Genomic DNA, 19,183 nt, shown 5'->3' with positions numbered 1-19,183 from the left:
AAAAGCGTACAAGGATGTACGCTTTTGTCAATGCGACGAAGTAGATGCGCCGTATATTTGCAAAAGATTACACTTTGAATTTAGAAACCTCTTGCGCCAGCCCATTAATACTCTGCTTATTCTTCTGTGTTAGCTCATTTACCTCCTGCACAGCATTGTTAATCTCCACAGCGCCGGCTGCCATTTCATTCATGCTGTCAGTGATAATACGGGTAAGATCATCCAACTTGCGCATTTCTTGTGCAACACTTTCTCCGCCTTTCAGCATTTCTTCCGATCCGGCTTGTACCTCAACCGTTACCATGTTGATATTCTTAATGGCAGTCAATACTTCTTTACTGCCGTTTTCCTGCTCCCGCATTGATTCGGTTAAGCGGGTACTCATATCCTTTACCTGTTCAGCAAGATTAAAGATGATATTGAATTTTTCTTCTACTGTTTTGGACGAAGCAGAAAGCGTTTCAATCTCACCGCTGAGCGTTTTCAGTGTAGCGGTAATCGCCTTCCCCTGCATAGCGGAATCCTCTGCTAACTTGCGGATTTCGTCTGCAACAACAGCGAATCCTTTACCCGCCTCTCCCGCGTGAGCCGCTTCGATTGCAGCGTTCATGGCAAGTAAGTTAGTCTGTGATGCAATATGCTGAATAACATTGGATGCTTCCATCAACGAGCCGGATTCTTCGGCAATTTTCTGTGTAACGGTATTAGAAGTTACGAGCGTCGCTTTGCCGTCACCGGTTGCAGACGTAAGACTGCGGATAGCGCCATCGGTTTTCTCAAGTGTTTGTGTGATTGATGCGATATTAGCAACCATTTGTTCTACTGAAGAGGATGACTGAGCAACACTTGCTGCCTGTGTTTCGATGCCGTTGTTAAGCTGTTTAATGGTTCTGACGATTTCTTCGATAGTGGCGGCAGTTTCGGTAACGCTGGCTGCTTGGGTGAGCGCCTGCTGTTTAACACCGTCAATATTTGCACTAATCTCATTGACTGCACTGACTGTTTCAACCATGTTAGAGGCAAGCTCATTACCGATCTCTTCCATGCTGCTGCTATTTATACCGACATGCTGAATCGCTACACCGATTTTCTCGATTGTTTGGTTAAAATATACTGCCATATCGGTTACTTCGTCATTACCGGTAACCGGCAGCCGTACCGTCAAATCGCCTTCTCCTTGGGCAATATCCCGTAGTATTGCTGCTGTAGTGCGAATCGGCTTGACCATTCTAATAGCAATCAAATACACAATAATCAGACCAACAGACAGCACAATACAGCCGACAAGATACAACGATTTGCGGAGCGAACTAATCGCTTCCATAAACTCATGATACGGAGCTTTAATAACGACTGTCCAAGGAGCATTCTTGAGTTTTGCATGGGAGGCAATATTGTACACACCGTCATAGCTATAATTGCCCACTGATGACGTATCGGCTATTAATGCCTCTTTTTCAAATGCTGCAAGAGATTCAAAACTGTTATCCGTTTTTGCCTTCTCTTGTGAATTTTCCTGCACTTCCACCAATGAAAAGTTTCTATGAGCGATAACGGTTCCGGCTTCATTTAAAATATAGCAATAGCCTGTTTCGCCGACAACAATATCTTTTATGTCATTGGAAAGTTTCTCTGCATTGACAACGGCATTTAATGTTCCGATTATGACGTGTGCGTCATTATAGATAGGCACGGCAAAAATCAGTAAAAACGAAGAATCAAATTTAGAATGAAACGGATCAGCAATTCCCTTTTCGCCTTTTAAAGCTGCTTGATACCATGCCTTCTCGCCTTCTTTAATGGAGCCACCATCGATATATGTTACGCCCTGTGTATCGCTTATCTGTAAATCTTGTATGAGAGGATTAAAAGACGCTTCTTTTTTAAGCCATTTCACCTTGACAGAATACGGAATATTCGGGTCACGTAGTTGAGGCATTCGGGCTATACCTTCCAAAAATTGAAAAAACGACCCAATTCTTCCATCAATAATCTCTGCTGTATCTGCCGCCTTATCCGTAAGCTGTTTTTCGGTTTTTTGGGTTAAGGCTTTACGGGCTGTACCTATGGAAAATAAACTTTCAATCATGCCGGCGATTAAAAACAGCAAACCGAAAATAAGAACAAGTTTGTAATGCAAGAGAAAACGGCGTTGCATTGTAGACCTCCAAATTATATTATGATAAATTGCACATAAAAGCGCAGCTAAATACATGAGAAAAAACCACGGGATACTATGATCCGGGCAAAGTTTAATGCGAAACGAATTTAATAAAAATTCGGTCTTGTTTATAAAGACTTGAGTGGTGTAGATATACGTGCTGTAGTAAATAATGCATAGCCGTATAAATTGTTTGCCTATTATAATGGTTGTACTCAAGAACTGTCAAGGAGTATTTTACAATAGTCAAAATATTCCTCCGGCTCCTGATAACAGTACTGATACAGCATAAAAGTATCCTTTTCATAGAAATTCCGCATTATAAATGGGTTAAAACAAACAGCAACGGCACCGCACGAATAACTACGTGCCCTTTTTTTCTTTCATGCTAAAAATAGTTGACATGCTAGTGCATAATGCACTAATATGCGCAACGAAGTTAGCTATTATTAACTTACTGAATATTTGGAGGCGTTACGATGAATAACAAGTTCAGTGCACACAATACGCTCGGTATGTGTGCTTTGTGTGCGGTGCTGGCGGTTTCGTGCAGCAAGGACAAAAATGCGGATATGCAAACTATGCAGAAGCCGGCTGCAAAACAAGATGCAGAGATTGTGCTGCGGGAAGCAGGCGGAGACTTCGGTTATCCGAACCCGTTCCGGCACCAAAACCGCGGGCCGGGGTTTTTCAAGATGGAATTGATTTACGATTCGCTTTTGGAAAAGGATGAAAAAGGGCTTATCCCGTGGCTCGCAAAGGAATGGACGGTGAGCGAAGACGGACAAACGTATACGTTTACACTTGTCGATAATGCAACGTGGCATGACGGAAAGCCGCTGACGGCGGAAGATGTTGCGTTTACCGTTAAGTATTTTGAAGCACACCCGCCGATGCGCGGAGGGCTGATGCTGCACGGTAAGTATCTGATGGATTCTGTTACCGTCAACGGCAATACGATTAGCATTCATATACCGGAATATACGCCGACTGCGTTGGAAAAAATCGGCAGTATGCGCATCATCCCCAAACACGTCTGGGAAAAAGTCGAAGACCCTGCAAAATTTTCCGGCGAAGGCGATGTTGTCGGATCGGGGCCGTATAAATTAGCTTCCTATCAGAGCGAACAAGGCGCATACAAAATGGTACGGTTTGACGAATTTTGGGGATTAAAGCCTGCGGTTTCCGCAATAGAATGGATACCTGTCAGTGATGCTATTTTGGCATTTAACAACGGCGAAATTGACATTACCAACTTGCCTGCCGACCTTGTAAAAAATTACGAAAACAACAGCGAATTTAAAGTCGTGAAAAATTTCGGCTTGCACGATTTCCGTTTCTATTTCAATTTTGATAAGGTTCCTGCCTTCCGCGAAAAAGAAGTCCGTCAGGCAATCGCGTATGCTATAGATCGGCATGAGCTTATTGAAAAACTTGAACGCGGTTCGGGACTGGAAGGCAGCCAAGGCTATCTGCACCCTGCGCACCCGATGTACAATCCCAATCTTCCTCAGTACGAGTTCAACCCTGAAAAGGCAAAAGAGCTGATGAAGGGTAAAAAGATTTCAGCTCAGCTGACCGTGGGCAGTTCACCCAAAGAGGTCAAGATGGCAGAGCTGATTAAAATCAGATTGGCGGATATCGGAATTACGCTGGATGTTGTCAGTGTCGACTCTAAAGCGCGGGACGGTATGATCCGGGATAAGACCTATCAGACTGCGATTGTGGAATCAGGCGGTATGGGAGGCGATGCGGATATGCTGCGTGAAATTTATTCCTCCAAAATGAAAAAGCCTCACCTTGCCGGATATGCAAATGCGCAACTGAATGACCTATTGTACCGGCAGTCGGTAGAACGGAATGCGGAAACCCGGAAGCAGCTGATATATTCCGTGCAGGAAATCTTAGCGGATGAAATTCCGATGCTGCTGTTGTACGGCAAAATGGATAACACCGTATATCGCCCGGCAAAGTATGACCGCTGGACGGTACGGTACGATCACGCAAAACTGGATCATCCTAAACTTTCGTATATAGAGCGTTAATGCAGCTAAACACTAAGCTCTTTAGGCTCTTTAAGCCATCGATGCCGAACCGAGCCTTGCCTTGAGGACATATCCATGAGGATAAAATATGTTGTTTTATTCTTTGCGTTAATTACGGCTCATTTTTTTCTTCCTCGTTTGATGCGTGCGGATCCGTTTGTGTTCATCTCCTCAGACGGAACGGAGGTTGCAAGCTATAGCGAGGAAGAAATCAATAAGTATAAAGCGTATTACGGATTAGACAAGCCGCTGCGGCAGCAGTATGTGCAGTATTTAGTCGGTATTGCTTCCGGGAATCTAGGCTACAGCATTTATTTTAAGGATTCGGTGGTCAACCTTATCTTTAAGCGGCTGATCTGGACAGCAGGGATTGTATGTACTTCTCTGCTGTTCAGTTTATTGTCGGGGCTGTGTTTGGGAAGCCTGAGCGCATGGTTTGCCGGAAGGCGGCTTGACGGTTTTTTGTATCATACAATGACGGCAGTGTCTGAGATACCTTCATTCTTAACGGCAAATGCTATTTTGATGCTGTTTATTATCCGCTGGCGGGTATTGCCGACATCGGGCGGTATAACGCCGTTTTTATCGCTTGAGTTTACCCTGCCTGTGATCATTGATATTATCAAACACGCCGTGCTGCCTGCGCTGACCTTATCCTTGCTCAAAACACCGGATTTTTATTTTGTAACACGGAGCGCGATGCTGCGGCAGTTGCAAAAAAAATATGTGGAAACCGCACAGGCAAAATCCTTAGGCGCTTTCACCATTGCGGTAAAGCACTGCCTGCCGAATGCATCAAATCCGATTATCACTCGTTTTTTGCTCAGCTTGCAAACGCTGTTTAACGGAGCGCTCATTGTAGAAAATGTCTTTAAGTATCCCGGTATCGGCAAACTGATTAGGGATGCCGTCTTTTACCGTGACTATCTGTTGCTGCAAGGCATTTTCTTTGTTGTTACCGTGTTTATCTTGTGCATCAGTGCATTGGGAGAAGCAGTGTACCGGCGGACTGACAGGAGCGCAGCGTGAGAAAGCCTCGAAATACACTGCCATATTTGCCCTGTCTTTTTTTATGTGCCGTTGTGTGTGCAGCCTGCTTACCGCATTTCTCATTTTTGAAATCGGGAACCGTACCCAGCGGACAAGCACTCAGTCCGCCGTCGCAGGAGCATTGGTTCGGTACGGATGATCTCGGTATCGATCTTTTTGCATCGGTTTGTTATGGAGCAAAAAGCAGTCTGCTCTTATCGGTTGGAAGCGCCGTGGTTGCAGCAATCGGCGGTAGTATTATCGGAATGCTTGCAGGCTATGCAGGCGGTATTATCGACACATTGATAGTCAGCATAATCGATTTTTTTATCGGTATTCCCGATCTGCTGCTCATGGTGGTGCTCGGCGTTTTTTTAGGACCGGGCTTGGCGAATATTATCTTTGCTATTTCTCTTGTATCGTGGATAATGCCTGCGAAAATTGTCAGAAGCGAAGTGCTGAAAATAAAAACGGAAAATTATATCCGGCTTTCAAAAGCCTACGGTGCTCATTTTTGGCATATCTTTGCGTGGCATCTTTGGAAACCGCTTTTTTCTATTATATTGGTGAGCGTGATTAAGATTATGAACAAAGCAATTCTAGCGGAAGCCTCTTTAGCGTATTTGGGGCTTGGTGATCCGCTGTCAAAAAGCTGGGGCATGACGATTACCCGCGCAATGGATTTTCCTACTATCTACCTCACGGATTTTTGGAAGTGGTGGCTCGTATTCCCCACTACCGTTATGGTCTGTACCGTGCTTTCCGTTGCTGCAATCGGCAGATGGATGGAGCTGCGTATTGGAGGACGTACCCGCTCATGATACCGGACGAAATACTCAGGGTTGAAAACCTCACGGTAAGATACCGCAGCGCAGATTCAAAACGGAAAACATACGAACCGAACGCTGCCGGTGATACTGATAGAGCCGAAACCGGCATACGGAACGTGAGCTTTTCGTTAAAGCGGGGAGAACTTTGCGGCATTATCGGGGAGTCCGGCGGCGGGAAAAGCACATTGCTTTCAGCCATTATGGGCTTACTGCAAGAAAAGCGCGGCGGCGGTGGAGCTGCTAACGCCGGTAGTGCTGCTGAGGTAACGGGGAAGATCATCTACAACGGCAGGGAAATACAAAGTGCCGGAAAAGCCGAATGGAAGAATCTCCGCTTTAGGGAAATCGGGCTGGTCTTTCAAAATCAGGATGAGCGGCTCAATCCTGCGCTGACAGTCGGGGAGCAAATTGCCGAAGTTCTGCGCAAAGCCATAACCGATACTACGGTGCTGGAACAAGAACTTGCCGCAGTGCTCCATTCCGTCGGACTGGAACCGAGTGTAAAAGACCGGTATCCGCATGAACTTTCGGGCGGTATGCGGCAGCGGGTGTTTATCGCAATGGCAATTTGTCTGCATCCGCCGCTCCTGTTAATCGACGAGCCGACAACCGCGTTGGATCCCTCATCAAAACAACAGATATTGCAGCTTTTACAAAGGCTTCACCGTGAATACGGTACGGCGATGCTGATTGTTTCCCATGATCTTGAAGTGATTGAAACCCTCACTGATAATCTGATGGTGCTGCTGCACGGATATATTATCGAAAAAGGTAAAACGCAAAATATCTTGGAAGAGGCAAAGCACCCGTACACCGCTGCGCTGCTGCAATCAAGTACCTATCTTAATCCATGGAAGGATTTGTGGGGCATTAAAGAAGCGGATGAACGCCAAAGCTGTCCGTTTTATGAGCGGTGTACACAAAAAAGTAGCGAGTGTTTATCGTATACGCCGTATTTGCCGCCGGAATGCAGCGAAGGATGCGCGTGTGCAAAAAACGGCATACAAACCATTTTAAGCGTCCGGAATATTTCAAAGACGTTTGATACGGGGAAAGAAAAAACAGCCGCCGTCAAAGACTGCTCTCTGCGGGTGCGGCATGGAGAAATTGTTGCGCTCCTCGGAAAGTCGGGTTCGGGGAAAACGACCGTACTGCATATCATTGCAGGGCTTTTGAAAAAAGATGCAGGTTCCATCGTGTTTAACGGCACGGCAATAGAAAAGAACGATTTGCTTGCGCGGGAACATGCCCTGCAAATTGTAGAGCAGGATGCCTTTTCTTCAATGAATACCGCACTCACGGTGCAGGAAATTATTGCCGAACCCTCCGTCATCCGCTATCATAAAGGAGCCGCTGCCTTTACGGAAACAGCGGTGAAGTATGCAAAGCTCTGCGGTCTTCCCGCCGATGCTGCTATGCTGAATAAAAAGGCACGGGAACTATCCGGCGGACAGCGACAAAAAACGGCGATTGCACGGGCGCTTTCGATGCAGCCGGTCTTGCTGCTTGCAGATGAAATAAACGCTATGCTCGACGATTCATCCAAGGTGAATATCATGCGGCTGTTAAAACAGCTGCAATACGAGCTGGGCTTTTCGATGCTGCTGGTTACACACGACATCGATCTTGTGAAAAAAGTCGCCGACTATGTGTACCGTATGGATGCCGGACGCATTGTGGAAGAAGGCAGTGTAAGGAAGGTCTTTGGTAAAGAGAATTGACTTTTCAGCATAAGTACAATATGTTGTACTTATAAAGAGGTATTACTATGGATGTTATTACGTATTCCGATTTACGGCGAAACTTAAAAACATATATGGACAAAGTGTATTATGATTATGAACCGTTAATGATTGCACGGAAAAATTCTGAAAATCTTGTACTATTATCGGTACATGAATACAACAGTCTGGTTGAAACCGATTATCTGCTGCGCAACGAAGCAAACGCCGAACACCTAAAAAAGTCGATAGAACAGCATAGAAACGGTAATTTGCACAGCCATGAGCTTTTAGAAAATGAATAAGCTTTTTACAGATGAAGCATGGAATGACTATATCTATTGGTTTAATACCGATAAAAAAATTTTGGAAAAAATAAACGATCTGATAAAAGAAATAGAACGAACGCCGTTTACAGGAAAAGGAAAACCTGAACCGCTCAAACATGCTTTATCGGGATACTGGTCGAGAAGAATCAATCAGGAACATCGAATAGTGTATCAGGCGGATGAAAAGCAACTGGTATTTATTTCGTTCAGATATCACTATAAAAAATGATAATGCGGATTATCATGAGGAGGTATATTGCTGAGTTTGATGGTAACCGCTACAAGGGGAACATAGAGGAATGAATATCAATGAAAAATCGAAGTTTAAACATTTGACGGCATTTATCTTAGTTATTCTTGCAAAACAGCCGCTCAATCCGCGGGATATACACTCGAGCCTACTGCAAGATTTTCCCGGTTTTACAATTGATATGTCGACCGTGTACCGCTGCCTGAGCAGTTTGGAAAAAGAAGGCTTGGTAACGATGGAGTGGGAATTGCCGCCGGAAGGCGCTGCCCGGAAAAAATATGCGATTACACAGAGCGGTAAAAAAGACTTACACGAATGGAAAGAAGACATTGAAATCCGCAAACATAATTTTGAGGTCTTTTTACAAAAATATAGCGGACTGGATAGGGGGAATCCCTGACAACTCGGTTAGCTTTTGAGCGCTGCCCTGTAAAAAGCAAAGCAGCTGTGCGAAAAAATCTGAGCCGGTTGTATATCATTTCGTAGTGAAAATTTCGTACTGAAAATAGGAGAACGTATTATGGTTATAACAATGAATGATTTTGAACAGTATATTCAGAAAGATATGGATGAATCCCGTGCTGAGCAAATGTGGGATAATAAAAGTAAAAGTTTTTATGAACGTACCGAAAAGACTCAGCAGCAATTTGTACGGGAATTTGTATTTACATTTATAAAGGAACGAAAGCTGCTGAATGCACAGTCTCGCGTTTTGGATATCGGCTGCGGTACCGGACGGCATTTGCTGGAATTTTCGGCATACACATCGTATCTTACCGGAATAGATATTTCTTCAAACATGCTTGCGTATGCAAAAGAAAAATTACAGCACATTCCGCAAGCAAAGCTGATTCACGGAAACTGGATGAATACCTTTACAACTGAGAATGAGTTTGACTTGGTGTTTGCCTGTATGACTCCTGCTATCGCCTCCATCGAGCATATACAGCGGATGAATATGATCGCAAAAAAATATTGTATGCTGGAACGGATCGTGTATGAAAAAGATACGGTGCAGGAAGAAATAGAGCAGCGCCTTGGGCGGAAATTATTTAGATTGCCGCATAACGATAAAAACTATGTCTACGGTGTGTGGAATATACTCTGGCTTATGGGCTACTGCCCCGAAGTTGTGTTTGATAAGCAAGTCCGCAGTACAACTCATACTATCGAAGACTATATGCGCGACGCTGCCTATACCGATGAAGAAAAAACAGCAGTTACGCAGCTTTTGAATGCAAAACAAAAAGACGGCATCATTACTGCGGAAGAGTCTGTGGTAAAAGCAATTATCCTGTGGAAAAAAGAGAAACTTCCCTGCTAAGCGCTTGAGCTAACGTGCCGAAAAGCCCTGCAAGCACCGCGAGGCACAGCGTGGCAAAATGATAAGGGGCAGGCTCCGGTATTGACCGAAACCTGCCATAAACAAAGCATCTTGAAAAAAGCCGCTGTAAGTTTTTTTCAAGATGGAGGCGTTATTTATTTTTCATCATAGGAAACCTTGATAGTTTGACCGTTATGCCCAGCTGTTATGGTGTACGAAAGATACTTCGGATTGTTCGGTAGTTTGTCTTTTACTTTCTTGGCATTGACTTTCCACTCGATAATCTTGTCGGCAGATACTGTCGCGATAAAAAATAACACATCCTTTTCATACACTGTGTCACCTGAGTTCACATTTTTATTGTTTTTCGTGCAGGTCATTTTGCTAGAATCAAATGTTATGGTCGCTTTTGCCTGAACTTTTGTCGTATAGCTCACGGTAATAGTTCCATTTTTTATATCCTCACTTTTTACAGTGTAATGAAAAGCTATTGAAGTAGCTTTGTCTTCGCTGCTGACTAACCACTTGTCAATAAGTTCACCTTTAGATAGCTTCGCATCAAAGTCAAGAACATCTCCTTTAGACACCTTATCGCCATTGTTAACACGCACGCCCTTCTTATGGCATTCTATTTTGTTGGGGTCAAAGTTAATAGTAATTGCCCCTTTGTTGTCGTCACCATTACCATTGCCATTGTTATCATTGCCATTATCACTGTTATTACCGTTCCATTTTGCATACAGCGTAATGTTTGCGGTAACGATGTCAGATTTAAAGTTCCACAGTGTTTTACATTCTTTTTCTTTATACCAGCCGCCAAAGGTAAAAGAAGCTTTTTTCGGATTAGCCGGTTGGCTAACCTTTGTCCCCTGCTTTACCTTGACAGCTGGGACTGCAGAGCCGCCTTGTGAGTCAAACTTTACCGTATAGGATGCCGAAACGGAATTAGAACCGGGACTGCCTTTACAACCAAGAAAAACGCCTACCACCGACACCATAAGAAGCATAAGAGGAATACCGCGTAACATGTTTCGAACTTTCATAATAATACTCCCATCATCAGGGCATCTGCAAAAACTGCGAAAGAGCTTTTTTAGATGCTGTTTTCATTTTTTGAGCACAAATAGCACGATTTAGAACCTTGCACCGCAAAGTAACCTGTTTAGAAACAGAAGTTTCCGAACAGATTTAGTCTACCGGCTAATCATCACGACTAACAGGATTTTCTATGTAGTGCCCGTAAAAAATAATTTTCTACAAAATATATGCTTTATATATGCTTTCCTCTAAGAGGTCAAGCATATAATTCCTTTTTGCTCAAAAAATATACTTCCTAACACATTTTTCATCTTACCTCCGCACGAATACGCTTGAGAAAAACTACTGGAAAACTTGCAGCTTTTTAACGGTTTATATGTGTATCATACGCGCTCTTTATCTGTTTAATATAGGTAGTTCAGTCGACTATGCTATTTATAACAGGCACAAGTTTCAAGGCGTATACGCACTTTGAGCAGTGCCGGCTACAAATATAAGAAACGTTTTTTATTCGTGCTGTATAAGGATGTCATGCAGAGAATAAAAGCGCTTCCTTTCAGTTGGAGGTAATATCATGCTTGTAAAACAAAAAATTCGATCCCTATTGGTATCCGCGGTAGGAATGTGTATGGCAGCGATAGTGCTTACAGTATCGTGCTCTGCCAACCCGGCTTCGGCAACAACAGTATACGCCGACACCAAACGTTCCGAGGCAATCACCAAAGAAACCATATCACTGTTGGAAGGGCTGCAAAGTGCAAACCGGCAGGTATCTGCAGCAATTCTGCCGTCTGTAGTAACCCTCTCTGTTACGGAAATAAAAAAAGTTCGCAATCCGCTTTCCGGCGATGGATTCCCGTGGTTCTTTTTCGGTATGCCGAATCAAGAAAACGGTGAAAAATCCGATGATAAGGATAGCGGTGGACAAGAGTATAAGGCTGAAGGTATGGGTTCCGGAGTGATTGTCCGCAAAAGCGGTAACACGTATTATGTACTCACCAATCAGCATGTTACCGGTTCAGCAGAAAAAATTACCGTAAAGCTGTACAATGGTCATACAGCAGAGGGGAAGCTCGTCGGCGGGGATCAGCGGCGGGATATTGCGCTGGTTTCGTTTGAATCAACGGAAAAAGACATCGTAATTGCAGAGTTGGGAAATTCTGAGGCGGTTGAGGTAGGCGATATTGTATTTGCCGTAGGTTCGCCGCTGGGCTATGTATCTACCGTTACGCGCGGTATGGTCAGTGCTGTAGGAAGGTCGGGCGGCCCGAATAACAACATCAATGATTTTATTCAAACGGATGCTGCGATTAACCAAGGCAATTCCGGCGGCCCGCTTGTCAATATTTATGGACAGGTGATTGGTATTAACACATGGATAGCATCTTCCAGCGGCGGTTCACAGGGGCTCGGCTTTTCTATCCCTATCAACAACGTAAAAGCGGCAATCGATTCGCTCATTTCCGATGGCAAGCTCAAGTACGGATGGGTTGGTGTTCAGCTTGTAAGCGCTGATGAGACCATGCTGAAAGCGCTGAAAGTGGAGGACAAAGCCGGAGCTTTAGCAATCGATGTATTCCTCAGTTCACCGGCATTTAAAGGCGGCATCCGACCAGGCGATTTTGTTATCAAATTGAACGGTAAAGAGGTCAAGAATGTCGATCAGCTGGTACGGGATGTCGGCGATCTCCGCAGCGGAACCACAGCAGAATTTGTGGTAATCCGCGATGGTGCTGAGCAAAAACTTTCGGTAAAAATTGAAGAGCGGGATCAAAAAATCGTTACCGATTCTTCTAAAATATGGCCGGGCTTTGTACCGTATGAACTCACAGAGGATGTACGGGATAAACTGAAGCTTGATAAAAAGCAGAACGGTGTCTTGGTAACTAATATCAGGAATAAAACTCCGGCGGTTATTGTCGGGCTAAAATCCGGAGATATTATTACCGCGGTAAATGATACGCCGGTAAACAACACCCGGGAATTTTACCGTGAGCTTTCTAAAGCAAAGAAAGAAGTATGGTTCGATGTTCTGCGGGAAGGGCAAATGCTGTCCACGCTCCGGTTTAAGTTCTAAGCGGCTGCTTTTGTAGCGGGTTTGTCGGTTGAAACATACCAATACGGCTTTGACATACAAATACCGCATCAATCCACCGCAAATGGCGATGACGTTATACCGCCGCGGCATTATGGTAGTGTGCAACATCCGTGTTGCCATTACCTTATTTTACTATACGGGGAGGCTGGAACAGTATGATCGAGCACAGACCGCCGCTTTCGGGAAAAGTGCGTAAGGCCCGGAAGAAGAAAATCATTATAGCGATAGGGCTGCTGCTTGCCGGATGCTGGTATTTTTTTCTCAGACCGCGAGGGCAACAATCTGTTGAGCTGCCCCCGCTTACGGTAAAAAAAGAGGTTGAACATAATCAAATTGAAGTATCAGGCTATATTGAAGCTGCTCAAACGCAGGTACTGGAAGCTCCCGGAGAGGGATTTGTTGAACAGGTGTCGGTAAAAGAAGGCGACCGTGTAAAAAAAGGTACGCTTCTTTTTGCGCTTGATACCGATAAGCAACGCTATGATGTTGCACGTCATGCCTTTTCGATGAAGCAGGAACAGATAAATGGGGCTTCTCAGAAGCTGCTTCTGATGGAACAGGAACAACGGCTTCTCGAAAAACAGCTTGCAGACCGCAAGGTATATGCAAAATTCGATGGTATTGTTGCAGCATTTACGGTCTCTCAAGGACAATATGCAAAGACAAAGGATTCGTTTGGAACACTGATTGACCGTAGTTACCTAAAAGCAACGGTTGAGATTGCTGAAAGTGATGCATCCCGTTTGGCTGTTGGACAGAAAGTTACGCTGTCTTTTCCGGCAGAACCGGATATACGGGTACAGGCAGAAGTTGTCTCATACCCGTCGATAGCCCGGCTGACTAGTCTGGGGAGAACCGTTGTTGATACACTGATCCGGCTGGACAATCCGCCTGAAAAAATTCTTCCCGGGTATTCATTCAATGGGACGATTGTAACCGGTGCGGATTCCGAGGCGCTCATTGTAGAGCAAGATGCTATTCGGTATGTAGAAGGAAAGCCCTTTGTTGATAAAATCGACGGAACTATCGCCCAAGAAATTGCAGTAACAGTGGAGCCGTATATTAAAGGTTTTGTAAAGATTATTTCCGGGGTACAGGAAGGAGATGTTTTACAAAATCAGGCAAGTATAAAGACCGGTAGGCGGCGGTAGCAGAGCGATGAAAGAGGGAATGATTGTTTCCTTAGATACGGTAGTTAAGACCTTCTTTATGGGAGAAAATGAAGTACACGCTCTGCGAGGCGTTTCGTTCGATATTCCTGAAGGAAGTTTTGTGTCCATTATGGGACCGTCCGGATCGGGAAAAACAACGTGTATGAACATGATCGGCTGTCTAGACCGCCCAACTTCAGGAGCTATTTATATCGCCGGTGAAAATACTGCGGAAATGAGCGATAACGATTTAGCTTTTTTGCGAAATAAGACTATCGGTTTTGTCTTTCAGCAGTATTTTTTATTACCGACACTCACCATTCTGGAAAATGTGATGCTGCCGCTCCGTTATCAAGGCATACCGGCTTTGGAACGAAAGAAACTTGCATCAGAGGAACTGGAAAAGGTCGGATTAAGTAACCGGCTCAAGCATCGCCCCAGCGAACTTTCTGGAGGACAAAAACAGCGGGTTGCTATTGCCCGTGCGCTTGTTACCCGTCCTCAACTAATTCTAGCTGATGAGCCGACCGGGGCACTCGATTCTGAAACAGGGCAATCCGTACTGGATCTTTTTTTTGATATTAACCGGCAGGGCACCGCCGTTATTATTGTCACCCATGATCCCGATATCGGTGCCACCGCGCCCCGTTCCATTCACTTAAAAGACGGGAACATCATTTCTGACACAACCTACCCCTCCCCCGGGTAAATCAGTATTTTATGAAGTTTTTACATATTCTTATTTGCTTTATTTTTTATTCTACCCAGATGATTATCCGCTTGCTTCTTTTTATTTCTTTAGAACGCAATAGCGGCATAAATTATAGGTAAGGTTCATTATTATTAAGAATGTTGTACGTGCGAAGCTTATTGTTCTAACATATATACCTTTCATTGAATTTGTCATAAAACCAAATACATGCTCTACTCTTGCGCGTATTTTTGACTTCTTTCTATTACGGTTCTTTTGTTATTGGGTAAGCGGTTTATTGCGGTAGCCTTTTTCACAAATACATCTATCTATCCCCTTAAAATGCAACAGTTGAGAGAATGTCAATTCTCGAAGACTGTTGCATTGATGCGCGGAACGCGCATACGACAATGAGCGAATTTGCGGGTGAGCAAACTCAACGTGTTTTTCAGCCGCGATATTTTAGTGGCTGAAAATAAACCTTCATGAAAATTGAACAACATTTTATCATTTTTCTTTCTCTTTTTTAAGAGGTTTTTAGAGGTACCCTACAGCATATCCAATATGCGCGTAAGCATTTTTCTTTCACGCTGCTCTTGTTTCGCCCATGGATGAAAACTGCAAGCGGCTCCAAGTGTGTTATCAGGATTTCTCCGGTATTGCATACAGTAGGGTATACAGGATTCACCGTATATATCAATAGTAAGATATTCAAAATGTTCATTGTTCCCGTTATGTTCTATACCTATTCTACAGGCACTATATACCGGCTTTGAAGAATCATACTTTTGCGCATCTTCTATCCGGTATTCTATATGCGGGATAGAACTATTTTCCTTCTTGGTTGCACGGTGGCAAAAAGATACTTTACTCAGCTCTAGTATTTTAAAATCTTCTGATCTGTAGGAAAATGTGGTATCAATATAGAGAAGATACCAGCTACTCCAAGCATAAATAACATGGACAGGGCGAATGAAGACGCATATATCTTTGATGTCAGGTTCTGCCATCATTTCTATCCAGAGGCATACATCACTGTTTATTGCATGAACAAAGTCATATATATCGAAGTGGCAGAGCGGATTTTTCAGTGCTATCAGCAGCGCCGTAGGCATCGGACCGTCTATAAAGGCTTGTGTATATTCAAGCCGCTCCATTAATGTGTCAAATGTTTTACAAACTTCAAGGTAGCTTTCAGTGTTATAAAAAAAGGACAGCATCAGCGAGCGGGCAAAGGCAAGAACCTGTTTATCTTTTGGGTTTAACAGCAGATTGGCAAAACTGCACGTTTGTAAATCTTCGTCAGTATAGTAGTAGGTATGCGCGTTCGCATTATACTGGATGGGCAGTCCGATTTCAGAACTTGTCATGTATGCAATATCCCGCTGAATGGTTCGGCAGCTGACACCAAGGGCTTGTGCCATATCCGCAACTTTTTTGTGTTTTTTTGCGATACAGCCTTCGCGAATCATCGCGTCAATTTCTTTAAATCGCCGATATGCGGCAGTGTATTTCATACCCATAGTCTGCTCTGCGCAATAATACTGAAATTTTAATACAAAATGAAGTATATTACCACCTTAAATGTACTCTACAGTGCTTCTATTTCTGCTTGGGATAACCCGGTTACTTGTACAATTTTCTGTACTGGATCGCCTAATTGCTTTAATATTCGGGCTGTTTCAAGTTTATTTTGATATGCACTAATTCTTGCACTTTCTTCCCTTTGTACTGCAATGTCTGTATCGTAGTCATATTCAGCTACGAGCATATTGATTACCTCCCGAGCCTTCCTTTGTAAGTAGTCTTTTAAGATTCCTTTTTCTATGCATATCTTTACGGCGTTGGTAAAGCCATTTTCAGAGTCAAGTTGTGTTTGAATACGCACTTGTTCAACAAACAAGCTATATTCATTCAAAGTTTTGCAACCGCTTAATACTTTTGCTCTTTTATTCTTGTTTATGTTATATACCGTTACTTCAAGTTCTAGCGGAATTTTTTCTCCCTTTGCAATAAAGGCATCGGAAAGTTTAAGAACAGTAGTTTCTGGATAATCTTCGATGCCATTGTAAAATACGTAAAACTCCGACTCTTTTGAAAATATACGGTGCATCTACTGCGTCGTACGGCAAAAAAGTGTCCTCAACGTATCATAGATACGCCTGCGGTACTTTTTTGCCTAACTCCTTGTATCTACGCCGTCTATTTCCAAAGGGCTTTTCAGAACCGCCACGGATGGCGGTGGTTCCATGCATCAGCGATGTTTTTGCGTGAGCAAAAACTCGTAAGCAAAAACTGTACAAGGATGTACAGTTTTTGCGCTGGGCATATTTTCGTTTATGGTTGATTGATGCTCCGCAAGAATGATGATTTTACCATCTATAAGACACGAAACGTCATTGATTATATTCATATACATAACATTATCAAGCCGTATGTTTTCCACCGGACAAGAAAGTTGTAGATTGGTATTATGCAAAGCATTATAAAGCGACAAAAAGTTTTCTTTTGCCTTTTCATCTTCACTGAAAAGGTCAACAAATACCGAATCTTTATATTTGCGGTTGTATGATGTTTCGATCATGTCAAAAGTATAGCATAGAATCTATGAAGAGATAAGGTAATATCATTACAAATATCCTGACTGTTCCGCCGCATTATTCCTCCGGTTTTTTCCTATTTTGCTGCGTAATACTGCTGAAATTTTATTGCACAATGAGGTATCTTACCACGATACTATAGAAATACATTTCATACTTCCGCATTTCGGGCATTTAACCGGCAGGGGCAGCAGCTGTTTTTTTTGGGTAAAGGTATGCCCGCAGGCGGTACAAGTGTAGGGAACCGGTGTTCCTTGTTTCGGCGGTATAAAGCCGTTTGTTCCGGGAATGTTCATAGGGTGGTTACCTCGCTTTATTTAAAAGTCCGACAATATACCGTTTGCCGTTATTCCGTGCAATGTCAAGTGCTGTTTCGTCGTAATCATTTTCCATAGTAGTATCGGCATTATGCGCTAAAAGGATGGTTACTATTTTACTATTTCCGGTTTCTGCAGCAATCATAAGAGCCGTATTATTGTTATCATCTGTTTGATTCACATCAGCTCTTTCTGCTAATAACGCAGTGAGCATTTCTTCATCATTGTCGTGTACTGCTTGAATTAAAGGACAATTCGTATCGGACAATTCATCATCATAGTCGGTATCAATATTAAAAAACTGAATGGCTTTCCTGATACCTTCGATACGGGCATCTGCTAAGGCTGCTTGCTGTTCTTTTTTTTCCGCTATCGTATTTTTACACTTTTTTTCATTTGTTACTGCTTTCTGTAATTTGCAGCCGCAGTTGGTACAAAAGAAAGCAGCTTTTTTTACGGCGGTTCCGCATTGTGGACAGGTTGCGTGCAGCATAGTATTCCTCCTCGTAGGTACGGATGTCCAAAAAGGAAGGTATAACTTCGGCTGCTAACATTGCGCAGCCTCGTTAACCGATGAGTTTGCCTTTCGGCAAACATCACAGATTGCGTGTACGCTATCGCGTACCAATGTAACAGTCTTCAGAAACTGATGTTTCTTCAACTGTTGCATTTTAAGGCACCGCTTTTGGACATCCTCATTGTTCATTAAAATTTCTGGTAGGTAAAGCCCGGCAGTAGTTCCGTCAGTTTTCGTTCTTCTGCAGCTAATTGTTCGATTTCAGCTTTTATATCTGCATATCTTCCCTCTGATTGTTCAAGCTGCTGAATGTTTGTTTCAAGCACACAGAGTTTTTGTATTGTGTCTTCCACACAGGCATAAAAGTCAAAATCTTCGGGAATGTTATTCACCAATGTATTTGGATCATTATTACTTTCTAAACTTATTCCAAAGAGTGCGGCATAAAGACTAATAACACTGTCAAGATACATTCTAGGATTTTTAAAATACGTGAGAAAATTCTTTCTCGAAATAGGGAAGAGATTTTTCATTCTACTGAACAGCAGTGCTTTTTCTTCGGAATATTGCCCATCCAATACCGACAATAGTGCTAAAAGCCATATAACCCCAAAAAAAGTTTCCATTGAATCATATGATTCATAATTAGCCCATTTCTTAATTATATCTAACAGAAAATCACTGACAAAATTATAACGAAATTTTTCATTTTCTATGATAATTTTTGACTCAGTCGTCAGGGTATAGTTTGCCTTTGATTCACGACTGAGGCTGTATTCTGCTTGAGGCTGATTAAGCAGAATGTCAAAAGCCATATTTAACTCAGTTATTTCATCATCCGTAATGTCATGGGATAAACACAGAAAATTAACTATCAGCTTATCCCGTACATCTGCCTTTACTTTCATTCTTTCAAAACTTCCAAAAAATGAAGGTCTAAAAATACGTAAAAAAGCACCGGCAGTGATAGGATTACCGGCTTTTTGTACCGCTTCCGGCTGCTGCGGCGTACCGCAAAGAGGGCAAAAGACCGATTCATCGTTAATAGCTTGGCTGCATGATATGCAATTTTTCATAGTAAA

17 protein-coding genes and 3 pseudogenes are annotated in these 19,183 nt (G+C 43.2%); 11 read left to right on the top strand and 9 right to left on the bottom strand.

Features of this window, described 5'->3' with window-relative positions; all coding sequences use genetic code 11:
- Window positions 1-67 precede the first annotated feature (67 nt).
- Window positions 68-2,158, bottom strand: a complete 2,091-nt coding sequence (locus ACTTJ8_RS02265) for a methyl-accepting chemotaxis protein (RefSeq protein WP_442719462.1) — start codon at window positions 2,156-2,158, stop codon at window positions 68-70.
- A gap of 482 nt (window positions 2,159-2,640) precedes the next feature.
- Here ACTTJ8_RS02265 and ACTTJ8_RS02260 point away from each other — a divergent pair, with 482 nt between their 5' ends.
- The 8 genes from ACTTJ8_RS02260 (at window position 2,641) to ACTTJ8_RS02225 (ending at window position 9,689) form a co-directional block, all read left to right on the top strand.
- Window positions 2,641-4,206: an ABC transporter substrate-binding protein gene (locus ACTTJ8_RS02260; RefSeq protein WP_442720198.1), complete on the top strand. Its 1,566-nt coding sequence runs from the start codon at window positions 2,641-2,643 to the stop codon at window positions 4,204-4,206.
- A 75-nt stretch (window positions 4,207-4,281) separates the two neighbouring features.
- The gene (locus tag ACTTJ8_RS02255) at window positions 4,282-5,235 is read left to right on the top strand and encodes an ABC transporter permease (RefSeq protein ID WP_442720197.1); all 954 of its coding nucleotides are present in this window, start codon (window positions 4,282-4,284) and stop codon (window positions 5,233-5,235) included.
- Entirely contained in the window at window positions 5,232-6,056 is an 825-nt protein-coding gene (locus ACTTJ8_RS02250) for an ABC transporter permease (RefSeq protein ID WP_442720196.1), read from the top strand. Before ACTTJ8_RS02255 ends, ACTTJ8_RS02250 begins: the two co-directional genes overlap by 4 nt.
- Window positions 6,053-7,786 (top strand): ABC transporter ATP-binding protein, encoded by a 1,734-nt coding sequence (locus ACTTJ8_RS02245; RefSeq protein WP_442720195.1) that lies wholly within the window; start codon window positions 6,053-6,055, stop codon window positions 7,784-7,786. Before ACTTJ8_RS02250 ends, ACTTJ8_RS02245 begins: the two co-directional genes overlap by 4 nt.
- 47 nt (window positions 7,787-7,833) lie before the next feature.
- A complete protein-coding gene (locus tag ACTTJ8_RS02240; protein WP_162662793.1) occupies window positions 7,834-8,091 on the top strand; it encodes a type II toxin-antitoxin system Phd/YefM family antitoxin in 258 nt (85 codons plus the stop codon).
- Window positions 8,084-8,344, top strand: coding sequence for a Txe/YoeB family addiction module toxin (locus ACTTJ8_RS02235; RefSeq protein WP_162662792.1), 261 nt, complete (start codon window positions 8,084-8,086; stop codon window positions 8,342-8,344). Before ACTTJ8_RS02240 ends, ACTTJ8_RS02235 begins: the two co-directional genes overlap by 8 nt.
- Window positions 8,345-8,414: 70 nt before the next feature.
- The gene (locus ACTTJ8_RS02230; RefSeq protein ID WP_442720194.1) at window positions 8,415-8,765 is read left to right on the top strand and encodes a PadR family transcriptional regulator; all 351 of its coding nucleotides are present in this window, start codon (window positions 8,415-8,417) and stop codon (window positions 8,763-8,765) included.
- A 120-nt stretch (window positions 8,766-8,885) separates the two neighbouring features.
- Window positions 8,886-9,689, top strand: coding sequence for a class I SAM-dependent methyltransferase (locus tag ACTTJ8_RS02225; RefSeq protein WP_442720193.1), 804 nt, complete (start codon window positions 8,886-8,888; stop codon window positions 9,687-9,689).
- A gap of 155 nt (window positions 9,690-9,844) precedes the next feature.
- Here the strand turns inward: ACTTJ8_RS02225 and ACTTJ8_RS02220 are convergent, their stop codons facing one another.
- Complete coding sequence (locus ACTTJ8_RS02220; protein ID WP_442720192.1) at window positions 9,845-10,732, bottom strand: InlB B-repeat-containing protein; 888 nt, start codon at window positions 10,730-10,732, stop codon at window positions 9,845-9,847.
- A 569-nt stretch (window positions 10,733-11,301) separates the two neighbouring features.
- Here ACTTJ8_RS02220 and ACTTJ8_RS02215 point away from each other — a divergent pair.
- The 3 genes from ACTTJ8_RS02215 (at window position 11,302) to ACTTJ8_RS02205 (ending at window position 14,685) form a co-directional block, all read left to right on the top strand.
- The gene (locus ACTTJ8_RS02215; protein WP_442720191.1) at window positions 11,302-12,804 is read left to right on the top strand and encodes a Do family serine endopeptidase; all 1,503 of its coding nucleotides are present in this window, start codon (window positions 11,302-11,304) and stop codon (window positions 12,802-12,804) included.
- 176 nt (window positions 12,805-12,980) lie between these two features.
- A complete protein-coding gene (locus tag ACTTJ8_RS02210) occupies window positions 12,981-13,976 on the top strand; it encodes an efflux RND transporter periplasmic adaptor subunit (protein ID WP_442720190.1) in 996 nt (331 codons plus the stop codon).
- 7 nt (window positions 13,977-13,983) lie between these two features.
- Window positions 13,984-14,685, top strand: coding sequence for an ABC transporter ATP-binding protein (locus tag ACTTJ8_RS02205; RefSeq protein ID WP_442720189.1), 702 nt, complete (start codon window positions 13,984-13,986; stop codon window positions 14,683-14,685).
- 81 nt (window positions 14,686-14,766) lie between these two features.
- Here the strand turns inward: ACTTJ8_RS02205 and ACTTJ8_RS02200 are convergent.
- From ACTTJ8_RS02200 to ACTTJ8_RS02170, 7 genes and pseudogenes are all read right to left on the bottom strand, one after another.
- Window positions 14,767-14,931: pseudogene (locus ACTTJ8_RS02200) on the bottom strand (IS5 family transposase); the annotation flags it as partial.
- 284 nt (window positions 14,932-15,215) lie between these two features.
- Complete coding sequence (locus tag ACTTJ8_RS02195) at window positions 15,216-16,184, bottom strand: hypothetical protein (RefSeq protein ID WP_442715314.1); 969 nt, start codon at window positions 16,182-16,184, stop codon at window positions 15,216-15,218.
- A 74-nt stretch (window positions 16,185-16,258) separates the two neighbouring features.
- A pseudogene (locus ACTTJ8_RS02190) lies at window positions 16,259-16,844 on the bottom strand (hypothetical protein); the annotation flags it as partial.
- Window positions 16,845-16,985: 141 nt separating this feature from the next.
- Window positions 16,986-17,251: pseudogene (locus ACTTJ8_RS02185) on the bottom strand (hypothetical protein); the annotation flags it as partial.
- Window positions 17,252-17,392: 141 nt separating this feature from the next.
- A complete protein-coding gene (locus ACTTJ8_RS02180; protein ID WP_442715313.1) occupies window positions 17,393-17,563 on the bottom strand; it encodes a hypothetical protein in 171 nt (56 codons plus the stop codon).
- 7 nt (window positions 17,564-17,570) lie between these two features.
- Window positions 17,571-18,077: an ankyrin repeat domain-containing protein gene (locus tag ACTTJ8_RS02175; RefSeq protein WP_442715312.1), complete on the bottom strand. Its 507-nt coding sequence runs from the start codon at window positions 18,075-18,077 to the stop codon at window positions 17,571-17,573.
- 212 nt (window positions 18,078-18,289) lie between these two features.
- Entirely contained in the window at window positions 18,290-19,177 is an 888-nt protein-coding gene (locus tag ACTTJ8_RS02170; RefSeq protein WP_442715311.1) for a hypothetical protein, read from the bottom strand.
- Window positions 19,178-19,183 lie beyond the last annotated feature (6 nt).

The sequence above is a fragment of the Treponema sp. genome (genome assembly GCF_052169735.1).
Classification (GTDB): Bacteria; Spirochaetota; Spirochaetia; order Treponematales; family Treponemataceae; genus Treponema.
Note: the sequence above shows the minus strand (reverse complement) of the source record. Positions and strands in the feature narration are given on the sequence as shown.